This window comes from Nocardioides lianchengensis (assembly GCF_900101465.1).
In the GTDB taxonomy this organism is placed as follows: Bacteria; Actinomycetota; Actinomycetes; order Propionibacteriales; family Nocardioidaceae; genus Nocardioides; species Nocardioides lianchengensis.
Genome location: NZ_FMZM01000004.1, coordinates 195,512 through 212,999, shown reverse-complemented (window position 1 = coordinate 212,999; position 17,488 = coordinate 195,512). Strand labels below are relative to the sequence as shown.

Annotated in this window: 15 protein-coding genes; 9 read left to right on the top strand and 6 right to left on the bottom strand. The window is 73.7% G+C overall.

From position 1 onward, the window contains the following. Positions 1–317: 317 nt before the first annotated feature. The gene (locus BLT76_RS08975; RefSeq protein ID WP_090854029.1) at positions 318–680 is read right to left on the bottom strand and encodes a GIY-YIG nuclease family protein; all 363 of its coding nucleotides are present in this window, start codon (positions 678–680) and stop codon (positions 318–320) included. Between the two features lie 650 nt (positions 681–1,330). Here BLT76_RS08975 and BLT76_RS08970 point away from each other — a divergent pair. From BLT76_RS08970 to BLT76_RS08940, 7 genes are read left to right on the top strand one after another with little or no spacing between them, the layout of a single operon-like run. Beyond that, a complete protein-coding gene (locus BLT76_RS08970; protein ID WP_090854027.1) occupies positions 1,331–2,836 on the top strand; it encodes an MFS transporter in 1,506 nt (501 codons plus the stop codon). 6 nt (positions 2,837–2,842) lie between these two features. After that, positions 2,843–5,143, top strand: a complete 2,301-nt coding sequence (locus tag BLT76_RS08965) for a molybdopterin oxidoreductase family protein (RefSeq protein WP_257024101.1) — start codon at positions 2,843–2,845, stop codon at positions 5,141–5,143. Then, on the top strand, positions 5,140–6,498 hold the full coding sequence (locus BLT76_RS08960; protein WP_090854023.1) for an FAD-dependent oxidoreductase: 1,359 nt from the start codon (positions 5,140–5,142) through the stop codon (positions 6,496–6,498). Before BLT76_RS08965 ends, BLT76_RS08960 begins: the two co-directional genes overlap by 4 nt. Continuing rightward, entirely contained in the window at positions 6,495–9,020 is a 2,526-nt protein-coding gene (gene nirB, locus BLT76_RS08955; protein ID WP_090854021.1) for a nitrite reductase large subunit NirB, read from the top strand. The genes BLT76_RS08960 and nirB overlap by 4 nt, the downstream gene beginning before the upstream one ends. After that, complete coding sequence (gene nirD / locus BLT76_RS08950; RefSeq protein WP_090854018.1) at positions 9,017–9,358, top strand: nitrite reductase small subunit NirD; 342 nt, start codon at positions 9,017–9,019, stop codon at positions 9,356–9,358. Before nirB ends, nirD begins: the two co-directional genes overlap by 4 nt. After that, positions 9,351–10,469: a uroporphyrinogen-III synthase gene (locus tag BLT76_RS08945; protein ID WP_090854015.1), complete on the top strand. Its 1,119-nt coding sequence runs from the start codon at positions 9,351–9,353 to the stop codon at positions 10,467–10,469. The genes nirD and BLT76_RS08945 overlap by 8 nt, the downstream gene beginning before the upstream one ends. Continuing rightward, entirely contained in the window at positions 10,466–11,089 is a 624-nt protein-coding gene (locus BLT76_RS08940; protein WP_090854012.1) for a sirohydrochlorin chelatase, read from the top strand. Before BLT76_RS08945 ends, BLT76_RS08940 begins: the two co-directional genes overlap by 4 nt. A 46-nt stretch (positions 11,090–11,135) precedes the next feature. Here the strand turns inward: BLT76_RS08940 and BLT76_RS08935 are convergent, their stop codons facing one another. Genes BLT76_RS08935 through BLT76_RS08920 form a run of 4 tightly spaced genes read right to left on the bottom strand, consistent with a single transcriptional unit; the run spans position 11,136 to position 14,819 of the window. Next, positions 11,136–12,629: a sodium/solute symporter gene (locus BLT76_RS08935; RefSeq protein ID WP_090854011.1), complete on the bottom strand. Its 1,494-nt coding sequence runs from the start codon at positions 12,627–12,629 to the stop codon at positions 11,136–11,138. Beyond that, complete coding sequence (locus tag BLT76_RS25355) at positions 12,626–12,997, bottom strand: DUF485 domain-containing protein (RefSeq protein ID WP_139175455.1); 372 nt, start codon at positions 12,995–12,997, stop codon at positions 12,626–12,628. Before BLT76_RS25355 ends, BLT76_RS08935 begins: the two co-directional genes overlap by 4 nt. Beyond that, positions 12,994–13,704, bottom strand: coding sequence for a LytR/AlgR family response regulator transcription factor (locus BLT76_RS08925; RefSeq protein ID WP_090854008.1), 711 nt, complete (start codon positions 13,702–13,704; stop codon positions 12,994–12,996). Before BLT76_RS08925 ends, BLT76_RS25355 begins: the two co-directional genes overlap by 4 nt. Next, positions 13,701–14,819 (bottom strand): sensor histidine kinase, encoded by a 1,119-nt coding sequence (locus BLT76_RS08920; protein ID WP_090854005.1) that lies wholly within the window; start codon positions 14,817–14,819, stop codon positions 13,701–13,703. Before BLT76_RS08920 ends, BLT76_RS08925 begins: the two co-directional genes overlap by 4 nt. 85 nt (positions 14,820–14,904) lie before the next feature. On the opposite strand from BLT76_RS08920, the gene BLT76_RS08915 reads away from it, so the two are divergent. Continuing rightward, positions 14,905–15,762, top strand: coding sequence for a DUF559 domain-containing protein (locus BLT76_RS08915; RefSeq protein WP_090854002.1), 858 nt, complete (start codon positions 14,905–14,907; stop codon positions 15,760–15,762). A gap of 52 nt (positions 15,763–15,814) precedes the next feature. Here BLT76_RS08915 and BLT76_RS08910 read toward each other — a convergent pair whose 3' ends face one another. Next, positions 15,815–16,654: a class I SAM-dependent methyltransferase gene (locus BLT76_RS08910; protein WP_090853998.1), complete on the bottom strand. Its 840-nt coding sequence runs from the start codon at positions 16,652–16,654 to the stop codon at positions 15,815–15,817. 35 nt (positions 16,655–16,689) lie between these two features. Between BLT76_RS08910 and BLT76_RS08905 the strand changes: the two genes are divergently transcribed. Beyond that, positions 16,690–17,418, top strand: a complete 729-nt coding sequence (locus tag BLT76_RS08905; RefSeq protein WP_090853995.1) for an oxidoreductase — start codon at positions 16,690–16,692, stop codon at positions 17,416–17,418. The last annotated feature ends 70 nt before the right edge of the window (positions 17,419–17,488 follow it).

Genomic DNA, 17,488 nt, shown 5'->3' with positions numbered 1-17,488 from the left:
GCCGTCACCGTAGGAGCGGTCGTCGTACGACGGAGAGGGGTGCGCGCCCGACGTTCGCCCAGCGGGCGTGCCGCGTCGGCGAGCGGTCGTTCTCGTACGACGAGCGGTCGGCTCTCCTCCCCCGCTGGTTGAGGTGCGAGAGCCGCTAGGCCCGGGCCCTCCTCCCGGTGGTTGAGGTGCGAGGGCCGCTAGGTCCGGGCCCTCCTCCCGGTGGTTGAGGTGCGAGGGCCGCCGGGCCCGGGCCCTCCTCCCGGTGGTTGAGGTGCGAGGGCCGCTAGGCCCGGGCCTTTCTCCCGGTGGTTGAGGTGTGAGGGCCGCTAGGCCCGAGCCTCGAAACCCGGTGAGCCGGGAGTCGGTGCCGACCCGGTCGCCTCGGACGTCGCAGCCCGCCGCTGCACGGCCGCACGACGCGAGAGGTCCGGCAGCGCGTCGTACTCGCCTCGGATGAGCGCCTCGCGCTTGCGCCGGCTCCACCCCTGGATGCGCTTCTCGAACAGGTACGCCTCCTCGACCGAGTCGAACCACGCGCTCCAGACGAGCTCCACCGGCCGTCGCCTGCGGGTGTACGCCGCGCCCAGGTCGGGACTCTCGTTGTGCTGCCAGAGCCGTACCTCCAGGTCCCACGTGCTGCCGGCGTAGTAGGAGTCGTCGGAGCAGCGCAGGAGATAGGTGTAGGGCATGCCTGAAGCGTTCCCGGGTGCTCGGGCCGTGGCAACGACGTCGACTGGGGCTGTGGAGGACCTCTCGGCGCCGACGGTCGGGTCACCGGGTTTCGAGGCTCGCTCCGCTCGCACCTCAACCAGCGGGGGGGCGTGTCGCTGGTTGAGGTGTGAGGAGCGCTAGCGACGAGCCTCGAAACCTGGTGAGTTCGGGGTCGGTCTCGTGTTGTTGTCTGCTGTGCGCTTGGTGGTGGGTCGCTGGGCGTTGGTTGTCGGGTTGTCGGGTTTCGAGGCTCGCTCCGCTCGCACCTCAACCAGCGGGGGGGCGTGTCGCTGGTTGAGGTGTGAGGAGCGCTAGCGACGAGCCTCGAAACCTGGTGAGTTCGGGGTCGGTCTCGTGTTGTTGTCTGCTGTGCGCTTGGTGGTGGGTCGCTGGGCGTTGGTTGTCGGGTTGTCGGGTTTCGAGGCTCGCTCCGCTCGCACCTCAACCAGCGAGGGACGAGGGTCGGGCCTGGCGGCCTTCGCGCCTCGAGCAGCGGGGGTCGCCGCCGTGAGGTCGTGAGGGGCGTGAGGTCGTGAGGAGAAGTTGACGACATCGGTACGGCGTCATGTCGCCGGTGTTACGGCGGCTGTCGAGGGTGGAGGCACCTCACCCCACCAGGAGCACCGACATGACGATGACCGAGAGCCGCGCGGCCGCCGAGACCGTGCCCGCCGCCCGCCGTACCGGACGTTGGATCGACGACTGGCGGCCGGAGGAGCCGGAGTTCTGGGAGAGCACGGGCAGGCGGGTGGCCCGGCGCAACCTGGTCTGGTCGATCTTCGCGGAGCACCTGGGCTTCTCGGTCTGGCTGATCTGGAGCGTCAGCTCGGCGTTCCTGGTGTCGATGGGCTTCAGCTACTCGCCGCAGCAGCTGTTCCTGCTGGTGGCGCTGCCCAACCTGGTCGGATCGCTGCTGCGGCTGCCGTACACGTTCGCGGTGCCGAGGTTCGGCGGCCGGAACTGGACGATGGCCAGCGCGGCGCTGCTGCTGATCCCGACGCTGGGCTTCGCGGTGGCGGTGCAGAACCCGGGTACGCCGTACTGGCTGTTCTGCCTGATCGCGGCGACCGCGGGTCTCGGCGGCGGCAACTTCGCCAGCTCGATGGCCAACATCAACTTCTTCTACCCGAGTGACAAGAAGGGCGCGGCGCTCGGGCTGAACGCGGCCGGCGGCAACCTGGGCGTCGCGCTGATCCAGCTCTTCCTGCCGGTGATCATCGGCGGCGCGGGCATCTTCGGACTGGTCAAGGCGGCCGAGGGCGGGATCAGCCTGGAGCGGGCGGCCTACGTGTACGCCGGCCTCGCGGTCGCGGCGACCCTGGCGGCGTACTTCTTCATGGACAACCTCACCTCCGCGCAGTCGAGGCCGCGCGAGCAGCTGGCGGTCGTGAAGGAGAAGCAGACCTGGGTGATGGCGTTCCTCTACATCGGCACGTTCGGGTCGTTCATCGGCTACTCCGCCGCGATGCCGCTGCTGATCAAGCTCAACTTCTGGGTGCCGGACCCGGCGCCGCTCGGCACGGGCATCTACTTCGCCTACTTCGCCTTCCTCGGCGCGCTGGTCGGCTCCGCGACCCGGCCGTTCGGCGGCTGGCTCGCCGACAAGTACGGCGGCGCCCGCGTCACCCTCGGCGCCTTCGCCGGGATGATCGTCTCGACGCTCGCCGTCCTCTGGACGCTGACGCAGCTGACGCCGAACCCCGGCCAGAGCCCGGCGATCGCGGACGACAACCAGTCCTGGTTCCCCTGGTTCCTCGCGTTCTTCCTCTGCGTCTTCGCGAGCACCGGCATCGGCAACGGGTCGACGTACAAGATGATCCCGGCGATCTTCCGGACCCAGGCCGAGCGGGCCACGACGCCAGGCACCCCGGAGCGCGGGGCCGCGCTGCACGCCGGCACCAAGAAGGCCTCGGCCGCCATCGGCGTCATCGGCGCGGTGGGTGCGGTCGGCGGGTTCCTGATCCCGATCGCCTTCAGCTCGCCGTGGGTCGACCAGCCGATGGAGGCGACCAAGGGCGCGTTCGTGGTCTTCACCGCCTTCTACGTCGTCTGCGCGGTCGTGACCTGGGCGGTCTTCCTCCGCAAGCCGGCGCCGGCCAAGGCCGCGACCAGCCTCGCCAACGCCGGGATCTGATCGGCCTTGACCGACACCCACTGCCCCTACTGCTCCCTGCAGTGCGGCATGACCCTTCGAGTCGGCTCGTCCCTCGCCTCCTCGGGGCAAGCAGGTTCCAGCAGGAGCCGCCGGCTGGAAGTCCGGGAGCGCGACTTCCCGGTCAACGAGGGCGCGCTGTGCCGCAAGGGCTGGACGGCCACCGGGCTCCGCGGCCACCGCGAGCGGCTGACCACGCCGCTGCTGCGCGATCGGGCGACCGGCGAGCTGCGGGCGGCGTCGTGGGACGAGGCGCTCGACGTCGTGGCCACCCGCCTCCGGACGCTGCAGGAGGCGCACGGCCCCGACACGGTCGCCGTCTTCGGGGGCGGCGGGCTGACCAACGAGAAGGCCTACCTGCTCGGAAAGCTCGCCCGGGTCGCGCTGCGGACCAGCCGGATCGACTACAACGGGCGCTGGTGCATGTCGTCGGCCGCGTCGGCCGCCAACCAGGCCCTCGGGATCGACCGCGGGCTGCCGTTCCCGCTGGCCGACATCGAGCGGACCGACGTGCTGGTGCTGGTCGGCTCCAACCTGGCCGAGACCATGCCGCCGGCCGCGCGACACCTCGACCGGCTCCGCGAGCGCGGCGGGCACGTCGTGGTGATCGACCCCCGCCGTACGGCGACCGCGGCCCGGGCCGACACGGTCCTCCAGCCGGTGCCCGGCACCGACCTGGCGCTGGCCCTCGGCGTCCTGCACCTGCTCGACGCCGCCGGCGCGGTCGACGAGGAGTACGTCGCGTCGCGCACGACCGGTTTCGCCGCGGTCCGTCGTACCGCTGCGGCCTGGTGGCCGGAGCGGGTCGAGCGGGTGACCGGGGTGTCGGCGGGGGAGCTGCGCGCGCTGGCCGGCCTGCTCGCCGGCGCCGGGACGGTCACGGTGCTGACCGCCCGCGGCGCCGAGCAGCACAGCCAGGGCACGGCGACCGTGCTCGGCTGGCTGAACGTGGCGCTGGCGCTGGGGATGCCGGGGAAGGCGCACGCCGGCTACGGCTGCCTGACCGGGCAGGGCAACGGCCAGGGCGGCCGCGAGCACGGGCAGAAGTCCGACCAGCTGCCCGGCTACCGGATGATCGACGACCCGGCCGCGCGCGAGCACGTCGCGCGGGTGTGGGGCGTCGATCCGGAGTCGATCCCGGGCAAGGGGCTGTCGGCGTACGAGCTGCTGGAGTCGCTGGGCACCGGCTCGCGGGCCCTGCTGGTGTTCGGCTCCAACATCGTGGTCTCCGCGCCGAACGCCACCCGCGTCACCGAGCGGCTCGCCGCGCTCGACCTGCTGGTGGTCGCCGACATCGTGCTCAGCGAGACCGCCGCGATGGCCGACGTCGTGCTGCCGGTGACCCAGTGGGCCGAGGAGAGCGGCACCATGACCAACCTCGAGGGCCGGGTGATCCTGCGCGAGCGCGCCGTGACCCCGCCCGACGGCGTCCGCAGCGACCTCGACGTGTACGCCGGCCTGGCGTCGCGGCTGGGATCGACGGCGGCCTTCCCGACCGACCCCGAGGAGGCGTTCGCCGAGCTGCGGCTCGCCTCGGCCGGCGGGCGCGCGGACTACGCGGGCATCACCTACGACCGGATCCGCGCCGAGGACGGGGTCTTCTGGCCGTGCCCCGCCGAGGACCACCCCGGCACCCCGCGGATGTTCGCGGACTCGTTCGCCACCCCCGATGGCCGGGCCCGCTTCGTCGACGTCGAGCACGCCGGCGCGGCCGAGCAGCCCGACGCCGACTACCCCGTGCACCTGACGACGGGCCGGGTGCTGGCGCAGTACCAGTCCGGCGCCCAGACCCGCCGGGTCCGCGACCTCCCCGACGACGGCCCCTTCGTCGAGCTGCACCCGATGCTCGCTGCCCGGATCGGCGCCCGCGACGGGGAGCCGGTCATGGTGACCACCCGGCGCGGGTCGCTGCGCGCGCCCGCGCGGATCGTCGACACGATCCGACCGGACACGATCTTCGTGCCGTTCCACTGGGTCGGTGCCAACCGGCTCACCAACGACGCGCTGGACCCGTCCTCGCGGATGCCGGAGTTCAAGGTGTGTGCGGCGGAGGTGGGTCTCGATACGCCGTCGCTCGTCCCTCGCGACGGCTACTCGACCAACGAAGGGCTCGTTGGTCGAGTAGCGAGCGCGAGCGAGCGCGCTGTCGTTGGTCGAGTAGCGAGCGCCAGCGAGCGTATCGAGATCCCCGCAGCCCACCAGCGACCTGGATCGGGGCCGACTCTCGGGTCACCGGGTTTCGAGGCTCGCTTCTCTCACACGTCAACCACCGGCGAGACCCCCGCATGAGGACCGTGGTGGTCGGGGCCGGGATGGCGGCGGCGCGGCTGGCGGACGACCTGGTCGCGCGGGGCGGTGAGGTGACGCTGCTCGGCGACGAGGCGCACCCGCCGTACAACCGGATCCTGCTCTCGGCGGTCCTGGAGGGCACCCACGACGTCGGCGCGATCGGGCTCGGGCTGCGCCCGGAGGTCGACCTGCGGCTCGGGACCCGGGCGGTCGAGATCCACCGCGAGGAGCGCGAGGTCGAGCTGGCCGACCGCAGCCGGGTGCCGTACGACGCCCTGGTGCTCGCCACCGGGAGCATCCCCACGCTGCCGCCGATCCGCGGGCTGGTCCGGGTCGACGGGCGGCTGCACGAGCGGGTGCACGCGTTCCGCAGCCTCGACGACTGCGCCCGGCTGGACCGGGCGGTCACGGCCGGCGCGCGGACCGCGGTGGTCGTCGGCGGCGGGCTGCTCGGCCTGCAGGTCGCCCGCGCGCTGGGGGTGCGCGGGCTGGCGGTCGAGGTCGTCGAGGGCGGCGAGCACCTGCTCCGCGGCCAGGTCGACGAGAAGGCCGGGGGGATCCTGGCCCGCGACCTCCGGCGGCTGGGCGCGACGGTCTACACCGGCGCCCGCGCCGTACGGCTCACCGAGGACGGGTTGGTCCTCGACAACGGCTACACGCTCGACACCGACCTCGTGGTGCTCACCGCCGGCGGCCGTCCGAGCACCGCGCTCGCGCGCCGCGCGGGGCTGGAGGTCCGGCGCGGGATCGTGGTCGACGACCGGCTCCGCACCGACGACGAGCGCGTCTTCGCGATCGGCGACTGCGCCCAGCACCGCGGCCGTACGACGGGCTTCGTCCCGCCCGCCTGGGAGCAGGCCGGGCTGCTGGCCCGGCACCTCGCGGGCGAGGAGGTCGTCTACACCGGCACCCGCTCGGTCGCCCGGCTGCGCGCGACCGGCCTCGACGTGGCCGTGCTCGGCGACCCACAGACCGCCGCGGGCGAGGTGGTCGAGGTGACCAACCCGATCGTCGGCTCGCACCGGCGGCTGGTGGTCCGCGACGGCCGGATCGTCGCCGGCACCCTGGTCGGCGACCTGTCCCGGATCGGCCTGATCACCCAGCACTACGACCGGCAGACCGTGCTCGGCGCCCGCGAGCCCGGCCTGCTGCTGATGCCCGACCGGGCGACGGCGGAGGTCCCGCAGCGGCTGCCCGACGACGCGGAGGTCTGCTCCTGCGCGGGCGTCACCGCGGGCCGGATCCGCGCCTGCTCGTCGTACGACGACGTCCGCACCACCACCCGCGCCACCACCGGCTGCGGCGGCTGTGCCGCCGCGGTCGAGCAGCTCGTCACGGAAGGAGCACACGCATGAGCCCGCACCTGAGGAAGAAGCTGGTCGTCGTCGGCCACGGGATGGTCGGCCACCGGTTCGTGCAGGCCGCGATCGAGCGCGGCCTGACCGAGACCCACGACCTCGTCGTCGTGGGGGAGGAGCCGCGGCCGGCGTACGACCGGGTCGCCCTGACCTCCTTCTTCGAGCGCGGGGCCGACGAGCTGTCGTTCCTCCCCGAGGGTGCGTACGACGACCCGCGGGTCCGGCTCCTGCTCGACACCACCGTGGAGGGCTTCGACCCCGAGACGCGCACCGCGCTGCTGAGCAGCGGCGAGGTGCTCGCCTACGACGAGCTGGTGCTGGCCACCGGCGCCGCCCCGTTCGTGCCGCCGATCCCGGGCCACGACCTGCCGGGCTGCTTCGTCTACCGGACCATCGAGGACCTCGAGGCGATCCGCGAGGCCGCCGCGACCGCGACGGTCGGGGCGGTGATCGGGGGTGGCCTGCTCGGGCTGGAGGCGGCCAACGCGCTCGCCCAACTCGGCCTGGAGACCCACGTGGTCGAGATGGCGCCGCGGCTGATGGCCGTGCAGGTCGACGACGCCGGCGGCGCCGTCCTGACCCGGCACATCGAGAAGCTGGGCCTCTCGGTGCACACCGGGGCGATGACCTCCGCCGTCGTCGAGCGGGACGGTCGAGCGGCGGGGCTGGCGCTGAAGGAGATGGCCACCCCGATCGAGGCCGATGTAGTGGTCTTCTCCGCCGGCATCCGCCCCCGCGACGCACTGGCGCGGAGCGCCGGCCTCGACCTGGCCGAGCGCGGCGGCGTCCTGGTCGACGAGCGGTGCCGGACCTCCGACCCGCACGTGTGGGCGATCGGGGAGTGCGCGGCGCCCGCCGGCCGGATGTACGGCCTGGTCGCCCCGGGCTACGCGATGGCCGAGGTGGTGGTCGACGCGCTCCTCGGCGGGCCGGGCTCGTTCACCGGCGCCGACATGTCCACCAAGCTGAAGCTGATGGGCGTCGACGTGGCCAGCTTCGGCGACGCGTTCGCCACCACGCCGGGCGCGCTCGAGCTGGTCTACGCCGACGCGGTCGCGGGGGTCTACAAGAAGCTGGTGGTCTCCGACGACGGCAAGCAGCTGCTCGGCGGGATCCTGGTCGGCGACGCCTCGGCGTACGGCGTGCTGCGGCCGATGGTCGCCAGCGGCATCGAGCTGCCGGCCAACCCGGAGGAGCTGATCCTCCCGGTCACGAGCGGGTCGGGCGCCGGGGTGACGCTGCCCGACGAGGCCCAGGTGTGCTCGTGCAACGACGTGACCAAGGGCGACATCGTCGCGGCGGCCGCGGCGGGGGTGACCACCCGGGCGGGCTCGACCTGCGGGTCCTGCAAGGTGCAGGTCAAGAAGATCATCGAGGACTATTTCACCTCGGTCGGGCAGGTCGTAGACAAGAGCCTCTGCGAGCACTTCGCGCTCACCCGGCAGGAGCTCTTCGACGTCGTCGCGGTGCACGGGCACACCCGCTTCGACCAGGTGGTCGAGGCGCACGGCACCGGCCGCGGGTGCGACGTCTGCAAGCCGGCGATCGCGTCGATCCTGGCCAGCCAGCTCAACGGGCACGTCCTGGCCGAGGGCAACCGCACCCTGCAGGACACCAACGACGCCTACCTCGCCAACATCCAGCGCAACGGCACCTACTCGGTGGTGCCGCGCATCCCCGGCGGCGAGATCACCCCCGACAAGCTGATCGTGATCGGCGAGGTGGCCCGCGACTACGGGCTCTACACCAAGATCACCGGCGGCCAGCGGATCGACCTCTTCGGGGCCCGGATGGAGCAGCTGCCCGAGATCTGGCGGCGGCTGGTCGACGCCGGCTTCGAGTCCGGCCACGCCTACGGCAAGTCGCTGCGGACCGTGAAGTCGTGCGTCGGGTCGACCTGGTGCCGGTACGGCGTCCAGGACTCCGTTCAGCTGGCCATCGACCTGGAGCTGCGCTACCGCGGCCTGCGCTCGCCCCACAAGCTGAAGGGCGGGGTCAGCGGCTGCGCGCGGGAGTGCGCGGAAGCCCGGTCCAAGGACTTCGGCGTGATCGCCACCGAGAAGGGCTGGAACCTGTACGTCGGCGGCAACGGCGGTGCCACCCCCGCCCACGCCCGGCTGCTGGCCGGCGACCTCGACACCGAGACGCTGATCCGCTACCTCGACCGGTTCCTCATGTACTACATCCGCACCGCCGACCGGCTCCAGCGCACCGCGCCCTGGGTCGACTCCCTCGACGGCGGCCTGGACCGGGTGAAGGAGGTCGTCGTCGACGACGCGCTCGGGCTCGGCTCGGAGCTGGAGGCGGCGATGGTCCGCCACGTCGACTCCTACTTCGACGAGTGGAAGGAGACCATCGAGGACCCGGAGAAGCTGGCCCGGTTCGTGTCGTTCGTCAACGCCCCCGACACCCCGGACCCGAACATCTCCTTCCGCGCCGAGCGCGGCCAGATCGCCCCGGCCGACAGCGACGGTCCGGTCTCGCTTGGCTCGACGATCCCGGTGGGAGCGCCGCGATGACCACCTTCACCACGGTCTGCCGGCTCGACCAGATCGAGGTCGAGGGCGGGGTCGCGGCCCTGGTCGACGGCGAGGCGGTCGCGGTCTTCCGGACCTACGACGACGAGGTCCTCGCGATCTCCAACTACGATCCCTTCTCACGGGCCTCGGTGCTGGCCCGTGGCATCGTCGGGACCCGGGGCGAGATCCCGTTCGTGGCGTCGCCGATCTACAAGCAGGGGTTCGACCTGCGCACCGGACAGTGCCTCGACGACGCGGCGGTCCGGGTTCCGACGTACGACGTCCTGGTCGCCGACGGTGTGGTCTCCGTGGGCCGCAGGAGGGAATCTCATGACTGACCTGCCCCTCACCGGCTTCCGCGTGGGTGTCACGGCCGCGCGCAAGGTGGAGGAGCAGATCGCCCTGTTCGTGCGCCGGGGCGCCACCGTCGAGTGGGCGCCGGCGCTCTCGCAGGACCCCAACCAGGTCGACGACGCGTCGCTGCGCGCGGCGACCGAGGAGGTGCTGGCCCGCCCGGTCGACATGTTCCTCGCGACCACCGGCATCGGGATGAGGACCTGGTTCCTCGCCGCCGACGGGTGGGGCCTGGCCGACCCGCTCGTCGCCGCCCTGTCCTCGGCCGAGATCCTCGCGCGCGGCCCGAAGTCGGTCGGCGCGCTGCGCCGCCGCGGTCTGCGGGAGATGTGGGCGCCGGAGTCGGAGTGCTTCGAGGACGTCCTGGAGCACCTGCGCGGCCGCGACCTCACCGGCCTGCGGATCGTCGTGCAGGAGCACGGCCAGTCGCTGTCCATGGTCGCCCACGCGCTGCGCCGGCGCGGGGCCGACGTCACGGTCGTGACCGTCTACCGGGTCGCGGGCGCCGAGGACCCGGAGCCGATGTTCCGGATGATCGAGCTGATCGCCGACCGCCGGCTGGACGCGGTCACCTTCACCTCCGCGCCGGCCGTCGCCGCGCTGATGGACGCCGCCGGCCCGGTCGGGCGGCGCGACGACGTGATCACCGCCTTCCAGGCCGACGTGATCGCCTCCTGCGTCGGTCCCGTCACCGCGGCCGCCTTCGAGCTGTGGGGCGTGCCGACGATCTTCCCCGAGCGGTCCCGGCTGGCCGCGATGGTCAAGCAGCTCGAGGTCGAGCTGCCCTCGCGCCGTGAGGGGCTGTCGATCAGCCTGCAGGGCGGGGCGCTGCTGCTCCTCCACGGCGACGACGTGCTGCTCGACGGCCTCGAGGTCAAGCTCTCTCCCGCCCCGACCGCCGTGCTGCACGCCCTGGTCGCCAACCCGGGCAACGTCGTCTCCCGCCGCGCCCTGCTGGCCATGCTGCCCAGCGGCACCGCCGGCTCCGAGCACGCGGTCGAGATGGCGGTGGCCCGACTCCGCGCGGCGCTCGGCACCAAGGCCGTGCAGACCGTCGTCAAGCGCGGCTACCGGCTGGCGGTGAACGACTCGTGAGGCTCGTGACCGTCGCCCACGGCACCCGGCACGCGACCGGCAACGAGGTCGCGCGCTCGCTCACCGCCGCGGCCGGCGAGCGGCTCGGGCTCCCCGCGGTGGCGTCGTACGTCGAGCTCTGCGAGCCGATCTTCGCCTCGCTGCCGGCCGAGCCGTCGCTCGTCGTCCCGCTGCTGCTGTCCACCGGCTACCACGTGCGCGAGGACCTCGGGGGCGCGCGACCGCTCGGTCCCGACCCGCTGCTCGCCTCCGCCCAGGTCGACCGGCTGCTGGCCGCCGGTGCCCGGGCCGGTCAGCCGGTGACGATGGTGGCCGCCGGATCGACCGATCCGCTGGCGATGCGTGACCTGGTCCGCGCCCGCGACCTGCTCGCCGGTGCCTGGGGCGGCCCGGTGCGACTGGCCACGCTCACCGGCGAGGGTCTCCGCCCCGCCGAGGTGGTCCGGCCCGGGGACGCGGTCTCGCCGTACCTGCTGGCCGAGGGGTTCTTCGCCGCCCGCGCCCGCCGGGAGTCGGTGGGGGCGTCCGTCGTCGCCGACGTCATCGGCCCGCACCCGCTGGTCGTGGACCTGGTCGTCGCCCGCGCGACGGCGCTGCTGGAGGTCCGGGCGAGCGCCTGAGCCTGCCGCTGGTCGGGCTGCGGGTGTTTCGAGGCCTCAACCAGCGCTAGCCCCGGTCCAGCTCGACCGCCTCGGGCGTGTGCAGGCGCACCATCAGCCGGCGGGTGTGCGGAGGGATCCGGCCGGGGGTGAGCAGGCTGACGCCGACCATGGTCGCGAAGGCCAGCGGCACCGACCAGGCCGCCGGCTGCTCGAGCAGCACCCCGACCCACCCGGAGGCGGACGCCGGGGCCAGGGTCCAGGCCACCGCCGCGCCCGAGCCGACCCCGCCCGCCACCAACCCGGCCACCGCGCCGACCGCGGTCAGCCGGGACCACCAGATGCCGAGCAGCAGCAGCGGGCAGAAGGTCGAGGCCGCGACCGCGAAGGCCAGCCCGACGGCCCGGGCGACGCCCACGTTCGGCACCGCGAGCGCGACCAGGACGGGGACGAGCACGGCGACCACCGCCGCCACCCGGAACGCCGTGATGCCGCGCAGCCGGCGCTGGGTGACGTCCTGCGTGAGCACCCCGGAGACCGCGATGGCCAGGCCCGACGAGGTCGAGAGGAAGGCGGCGAACGCGCCGGCGGTCACCAGCCCGGTCAGCACCTCCCCGAGCGGTCCAGGTACGACGAGCCGCGGCAGCTCCAGCACCAGGACGTCGGACCGCCCGGACGCGGCCAGCTCCGGCGCGTAGACCCGCCCGAGGGCGCCGTACGCCGGGGGCAGGAGGTAGAAGACGCCGAGCAGCGCCAGCACCACCAGCGTCGTACGGCGGGCCGCACGCCCGTCGGGGTTGGTGTAGAAGCGGACCACCACGTGCGGCAGGCCCATGGTGCCGAGGAACGTGGCGACGATCAGCGAGTAGGTGAGGTAGAGCCCCTGCCCGCCCCCGTCGGCCAGCGGCACCGACCAGCCGGCGACCTCGCGCGCCGCGGGCGGGGTGCCGTCGCCGGCCCAGACGACCAGCAGCACCATCAGCGGCAGCAGCAGGGCGGTGAGCTTCAGCCAGTACTGGAAGGCCTGCACGAAGGTGATCGAGCGCATCCCGCCCGAGGTCACGTTGACCAGCACCACCAGCCCGACGATCACCGGGCCGACCCACACGGGCGCGCCGACGGCCGAGCGCAGGGTCAGCCCGGCGCCCTGGAACTGCGGCAGCAGGTAGAGCCAGCCGATGGCCACGACCAGCACCGAGCAGACCGCCCGCACCCCGCGCGAGCCGAGCCGGGCCTCGGCGAAGTCGGGCAGCGTGTAGGCGCCCGAGCGGCGCAGCGGGGCCGCGACCAGGACCAGCAGCACGAGGTAGCCCGCGGTCCAGCCGATCGGGTACCAGAGCATGTCGGCGCCGAAGGTCAGCACCAGCCCGGCGACGCCGAGGAAGGACGCGGCGGAGAGGTACTCGCCGCCGATCGCGCTCGCGTTGAGCCGCGGGTTGACCGAGCGCGACGCGACGAAGAAGTCGCTGGTCGTCCGCGAGAACCGCAGGCCCCAGGTGCCGATCGCCAGCGTGGCCACGGTGACCAGCACGATCGCGACGATCCCCGGGGCCGGGCTCACGGGCGGGTGTCCATGAGGTCGACGAAGGCCCGCTCGTTGCGCTCCGCGCGGCGGACGTACCACCAGCCCAGGCCGACCAGCAACGGGTAGACCAGCACCCCCAGCACCAGCCAGGCGACCGGCACCCCGGCCACCTCCACCGCCGCCAGGTCGGGCCAGACGTGGAAGACCAGCGGCCACGACCCGACCGTCACCGCCAGCACCCCGAGCACCCGCGCGGCCAGGCCGAGCTGCGCGCGCAGCAGCGAGCCCAGGTAGATCTCGCCGAGGCGGGTGTCGGTGTCGATGTCGCGGGCGCGCGACGAGCGCGCGGTCGCATCGGCGGTACGACGGCGCGGCGGTCCGGTCACCCGCACCCGCTCGGTCACGACCCGGCCCGCTTCAGCAGCAGGTCCCGCAGCTGCCGGGTGTGCCGCCGGCTGACCTGCAGCTCGGCCTCCGCGACCACCACCGTGCACCGCCCCGCGTCCATCCGCACCTCGTCCACGTGGGCCAGCGAGACCAGCAGCGAGCGGTGGATCCGGACGAACCCGGCCGGCGCCCACTCCTCCTCCAGCTGCGAGAGCGGGACGCGGACCAGGTGGGACCCGTCGGCGGTGTGCAGCCGCGCGTAGTCGCCCTGCGCCTCGACGTGCGAGATCGTCGACCGGGCCACGAACCGGGTCACCCCACCCAGCTCGACCGGCACTTGCAGGTCGCCGGCCGGGCCACGGTCGGAGGCGCCGTCGGCGATCCGTCGTACGGCCTCGGCGAGCCGGTCCGCGCGCACCGGCTTCAGGACGTAGTCGACCGCCCGCAGCTCGAACGCCTCGACCGCGTGCTCCTCGTGGGCGGTCACGAAGACGATCGGCGGCGGCTCCTTGAAGCGGGCCAGCACCTGGGCCAGCTCGAGCCCGCTCAGGCCCGGCATCTGCACGTCGAGGAACAGTGCGTCCACCTCGATCTCCTGCAGCACCCGCAGCGTCTCGGTCGCGCTGTCGCAGGTCAGCACCTCGGCCACCCGGGGGTCCTGCCCGAGCAGGTAGGCCAGCTCGTCCAGGGCCGGCCGCTCGTCGTCGACCACGAGGACCTTCACACGCTCACCCCCGGCGCGAACTTGGGCACCCGCACGACCACCCGTGTGCCGGCTCCGGGCGCGGTCTCGACGATCAGCCCGTGCTCGTCGCCGTAGGCGTTGCGCAGCCGGGCGTCGACGTTGCCGAGGCCGACCGAGTCGAGCGAGGCGTCGCCGGCCAGCGCCCGTCGTACCCGCTCGGGGTCCTCGCCGATCCCGTCGTCCTCCACCTCGATCACCGCCTCCTGGCCCTGGTCGCGCGCGCTGATCCGGATGTGCCCGCCCTCGCCGCGCCCCTCCAGCCCGTGGCGCACGGCGTTCTCGACCAGCGGCTGGATGCACAGGAACGGCACGACCACCGGCAGCACCTCCGGCGCCACGTTCAGGGTGACCCGCAGCCGGTCACCGAAACGCGCCTCCTCGAGCAGCAGGTAGCGCTCGATGGACCGCAGCTCCTCGGCCAGCGTCGTGTACTCGCCGTGCCGGCGGAACGAGTAGCGGGTGAAGTCGGCGAACTCCAGCAGCAGCTCGCGGGCCCGGTCGGGGTCGGTCCGCACGAAGCTGGCGATCGCCCCGAGCGAGTTGTAGATGAAGTGCGGGCTGATCTGCGCCCGCAGGGCGCGGACCTCGGCCTCCATCAGCCGGGTCCGGCTCGCGTCCAGCTCCGCGAGCTCCAGCTGTCCCGACACCCATCCCGCGACCTCGTCGGTGGCCCGCGCCAGCCCGGCCGTCGGGGACGGCGCGAACGCCTGCAGCGTCCCCACCACCCGCTCGTCGACCACCAGCGGGCTGGCGATCGCCGTCCGGATCGGGCAGCCGCCGACCTCGCAGCCCACCTCGCTCCGATCGAAGCTGCGGGTCCCGCCGGCCTCGATGGTCGCGACCGCCAGCGCCGCCGTACGACGCTCGTGGTGCTGCTGGCCGCCGCCGTCCCAGGCCAGCGGCCCGGCGGTGTCGGTCAGCGCCAGCGCGGGGGTGCCGAGCAGCGCGCGCAGGTGCCGGATCGAGCGCTCCGCGCTGGTGGTGGTCAATCCCTCCCGCAGCGCCGGGCTGGCCAGCGACGCGGTGTGCAGCGTCCGGAAGGTGGCGCGGTCCGACTCGCTCCCGAGGTGCGTACGTCGCCAGGCCCGACCCATGGCGACATCATCGCCGACGTGACCCCGATCACCGCCCTGTGGAGAGCGGCGCGCGTCGCCCGCGGATCCGCGTGAGGGTGGACGGATGGAGGTCCTGGAGGCGATGGCCGAGCTGGGCGGCGTGGCGACGACCGCCGTACTGGTCCGGCTGACCTCGCCCAAGCGGGTTCGTCTCGCTGAGGAACGCGGTGACATCGTCCGCGTGGGACGCGGGCGCTACCGCACCTCCGACGCGGACCGGGCGCTGCGACGCGCGGTCGAGCTGCGCGGCATGGCCTCGCACTTGAGCGCCGCGCAGCTGCATGGCTGGGAGATCCCGCACGCGCCGTCGTCGCCGTGGGTCACGGTGCCGCGCAACCGGCAGGTGCCCGCAGAGCGCCGCGCCCAGGTCCTCTGGGCGGACCTGTCCGAGGAGTCCGGGTTCGTGACCTCGCCGGTGCGCACCGTCGTCGACTGCGCCCGGCGCTGCGCCTTCCCGGAGGCGCTCGCCGTGGCCGACTCCGCCCTGCGCGCGGGGGTGGACCACGAGCTCGTCGTCCGCGCTGCTCGGGCCGTGCGGGGCAAGGGCGCCGCCCGGGCGGTCCGGGTCGCCGAGCTCGCGTCGCCGTTGGCCGCCAACACGTTCGAGTCCGTGCTGCGTGGTCTCGCCGTCGAGGCCGGGCTCGACGTGCTGCCGCAGGGGGAGATCGACCTCGGCGACCGCACGGTGCGACCCGACCTGGTCGACCGCGAGCGTCGGCTGGTCCTGGAGGCCGACTCCTGGGAGTTCCACGCGGGGAAGGACGCGTTCCAGAGCGACTGTCGCCGCTACACCGACCTGGTCGTCGCCGGGTGGACGGTGCTCCGGTTCACCTGGTGGCAGGTCATGCACGAGCCGGACTGGGTCCGAGCCTGCCTGCGTCGGATCGGGGCGGGGCACTCCCCGGGGGCGAACGTCGCCTGATCCCGGCGATACCGGGGGTGGAGCGAGGTGTTCGCCCCCAGGGAGTGCCCCCTCAGCGGAAGTCGATGAGCAGCATGTCCGTGTCGGTGCCGTCCGAGGTGGTCTCCATCGGGGTCGCGTCGTCGGAGGACACCGGCTCCTCGACCGCGGGCGCGTGCCGCACGATCCGGTCGGCCACGACCGAGCGGAAGCAGCGCACGACGTAGGGGAGCTGCATCCCGTCCATGCCGCGGCCGTAGTCGGCGTAGAACGCGCGGACCTCCTCCAGCTTGGCGGCCCGCGCCTCCTCGTCGAGCACCGCGACGTTCGAGCGGGAGCGGACCAGGTCGATGATCGACTCGCGGTCGACGCCCTGCCAGTGCTTGAAGACCGCGTCCTCGACGAAGCCGAAGTGCCCGCAGGTCGACACCGGCTCGGTGGGGTCGGTCGCCCGGTCCTGGGTGCCGATGATCCGGCCGAGCTTCTTCACCCACGGGATCCGCTCGTCGCGCTCGTTCCACACCAGCGCCAGCCGGCCGCCGGGCTTCAGGACGCGCGCGATCTCGGGCAGCGCCCGGTCGAGGTCGAACCAGTGGAAGGCCTGCGCGCTCACCACCACGTCGTACGACGCGTCCGGGGCGGCGATCTCCTCCGCGCCGCCGACGGTGGTCCGCACGTCGGGCAGGTCGCGGCGCAGGATCGCCAGCATCGCCTCGTCGGGATCGGTGGCGTGCACGTCGTGGCCGAGGTCGACGAGCTGCCGGGTGAGCTTGCCGGTGCCGGCGCCCAGCTCCAGGACGGTGGTCGGCTGCTCGCCGACCAGCCACGCCGCGGCGTCGCGCGGGTACGACGGCCGGCCGCGGTCGTAGGCGTCGGCCACGGCGCCGAAGGAACGGGCGTGGAGGTCACTCATCCGGTCCAGGCTAACGCGCGGGTAGCCTCCCGTCCGTGACCGCCGATCCCCTTGCGTGGCTGGTGTCCCTGGAGGGCGTCCCGAGCGCGTACGCCGCCGCCCGCGACGGCATCGACGTGGTGCTGCGCGACCGCGGGCTCCGGCGTACCTCTCCGGAGACGACGGCCGAGTCGCTGCTCCGCGGCGCCCACGCGAGCGCCGTCCTGGAGGGGTCGGCCTCGTCGCTCGCCGAGGTGCGCGAGGGCCGGGGCGACGACATCGCGCGCGACGCGGTGCGCCTCTCGACGCAGCTGCTCGGCCTGGTGCCGACCCTGCGGACCGCCCCGCTGCAGGCGCTGGCCCGGCTGCACGCGGTCGCCGCGTCCGGCTCGGTGGAGCCCGAGCGGCTCGGGCGGCCCCGGGACGCGGAGTCCGCCGGCCGGCTGCGCGACCTGGCCGGGATGCTGACCGCTCCCACCGAGGTGCCGGCGCTGGTCGTCGCGGCGGTCGTGCACGCGGGCCTCGCGACCACGGCGCCGTTCGCCTCCCACAACGGGATCATCGCCCGCGCCGCCGAGCGGCTGGTGCTCACGACCCGCGGGGTCGACGAGAAGTCGTTGATCGTGCCCGAGGCGGCGCACCTCGCGCTGCGGCCGGCGTACGAGTCGAACCTGCGCGGGTACGCCGGCGCCACCCAGGCGGGCGTGCACGCCTGGCTGCTCTACGCCGCCGAGGCGTACGCCGCTGCCGCGGAGGCCAGCCCGCTGCGGCGGACAGCGGAGTAGTCCTCGAGATGCAGGTGGCGCCCGAGTCGAGACCGACTCGGACGCCACCGCTGACACGAGAGACCGTCGG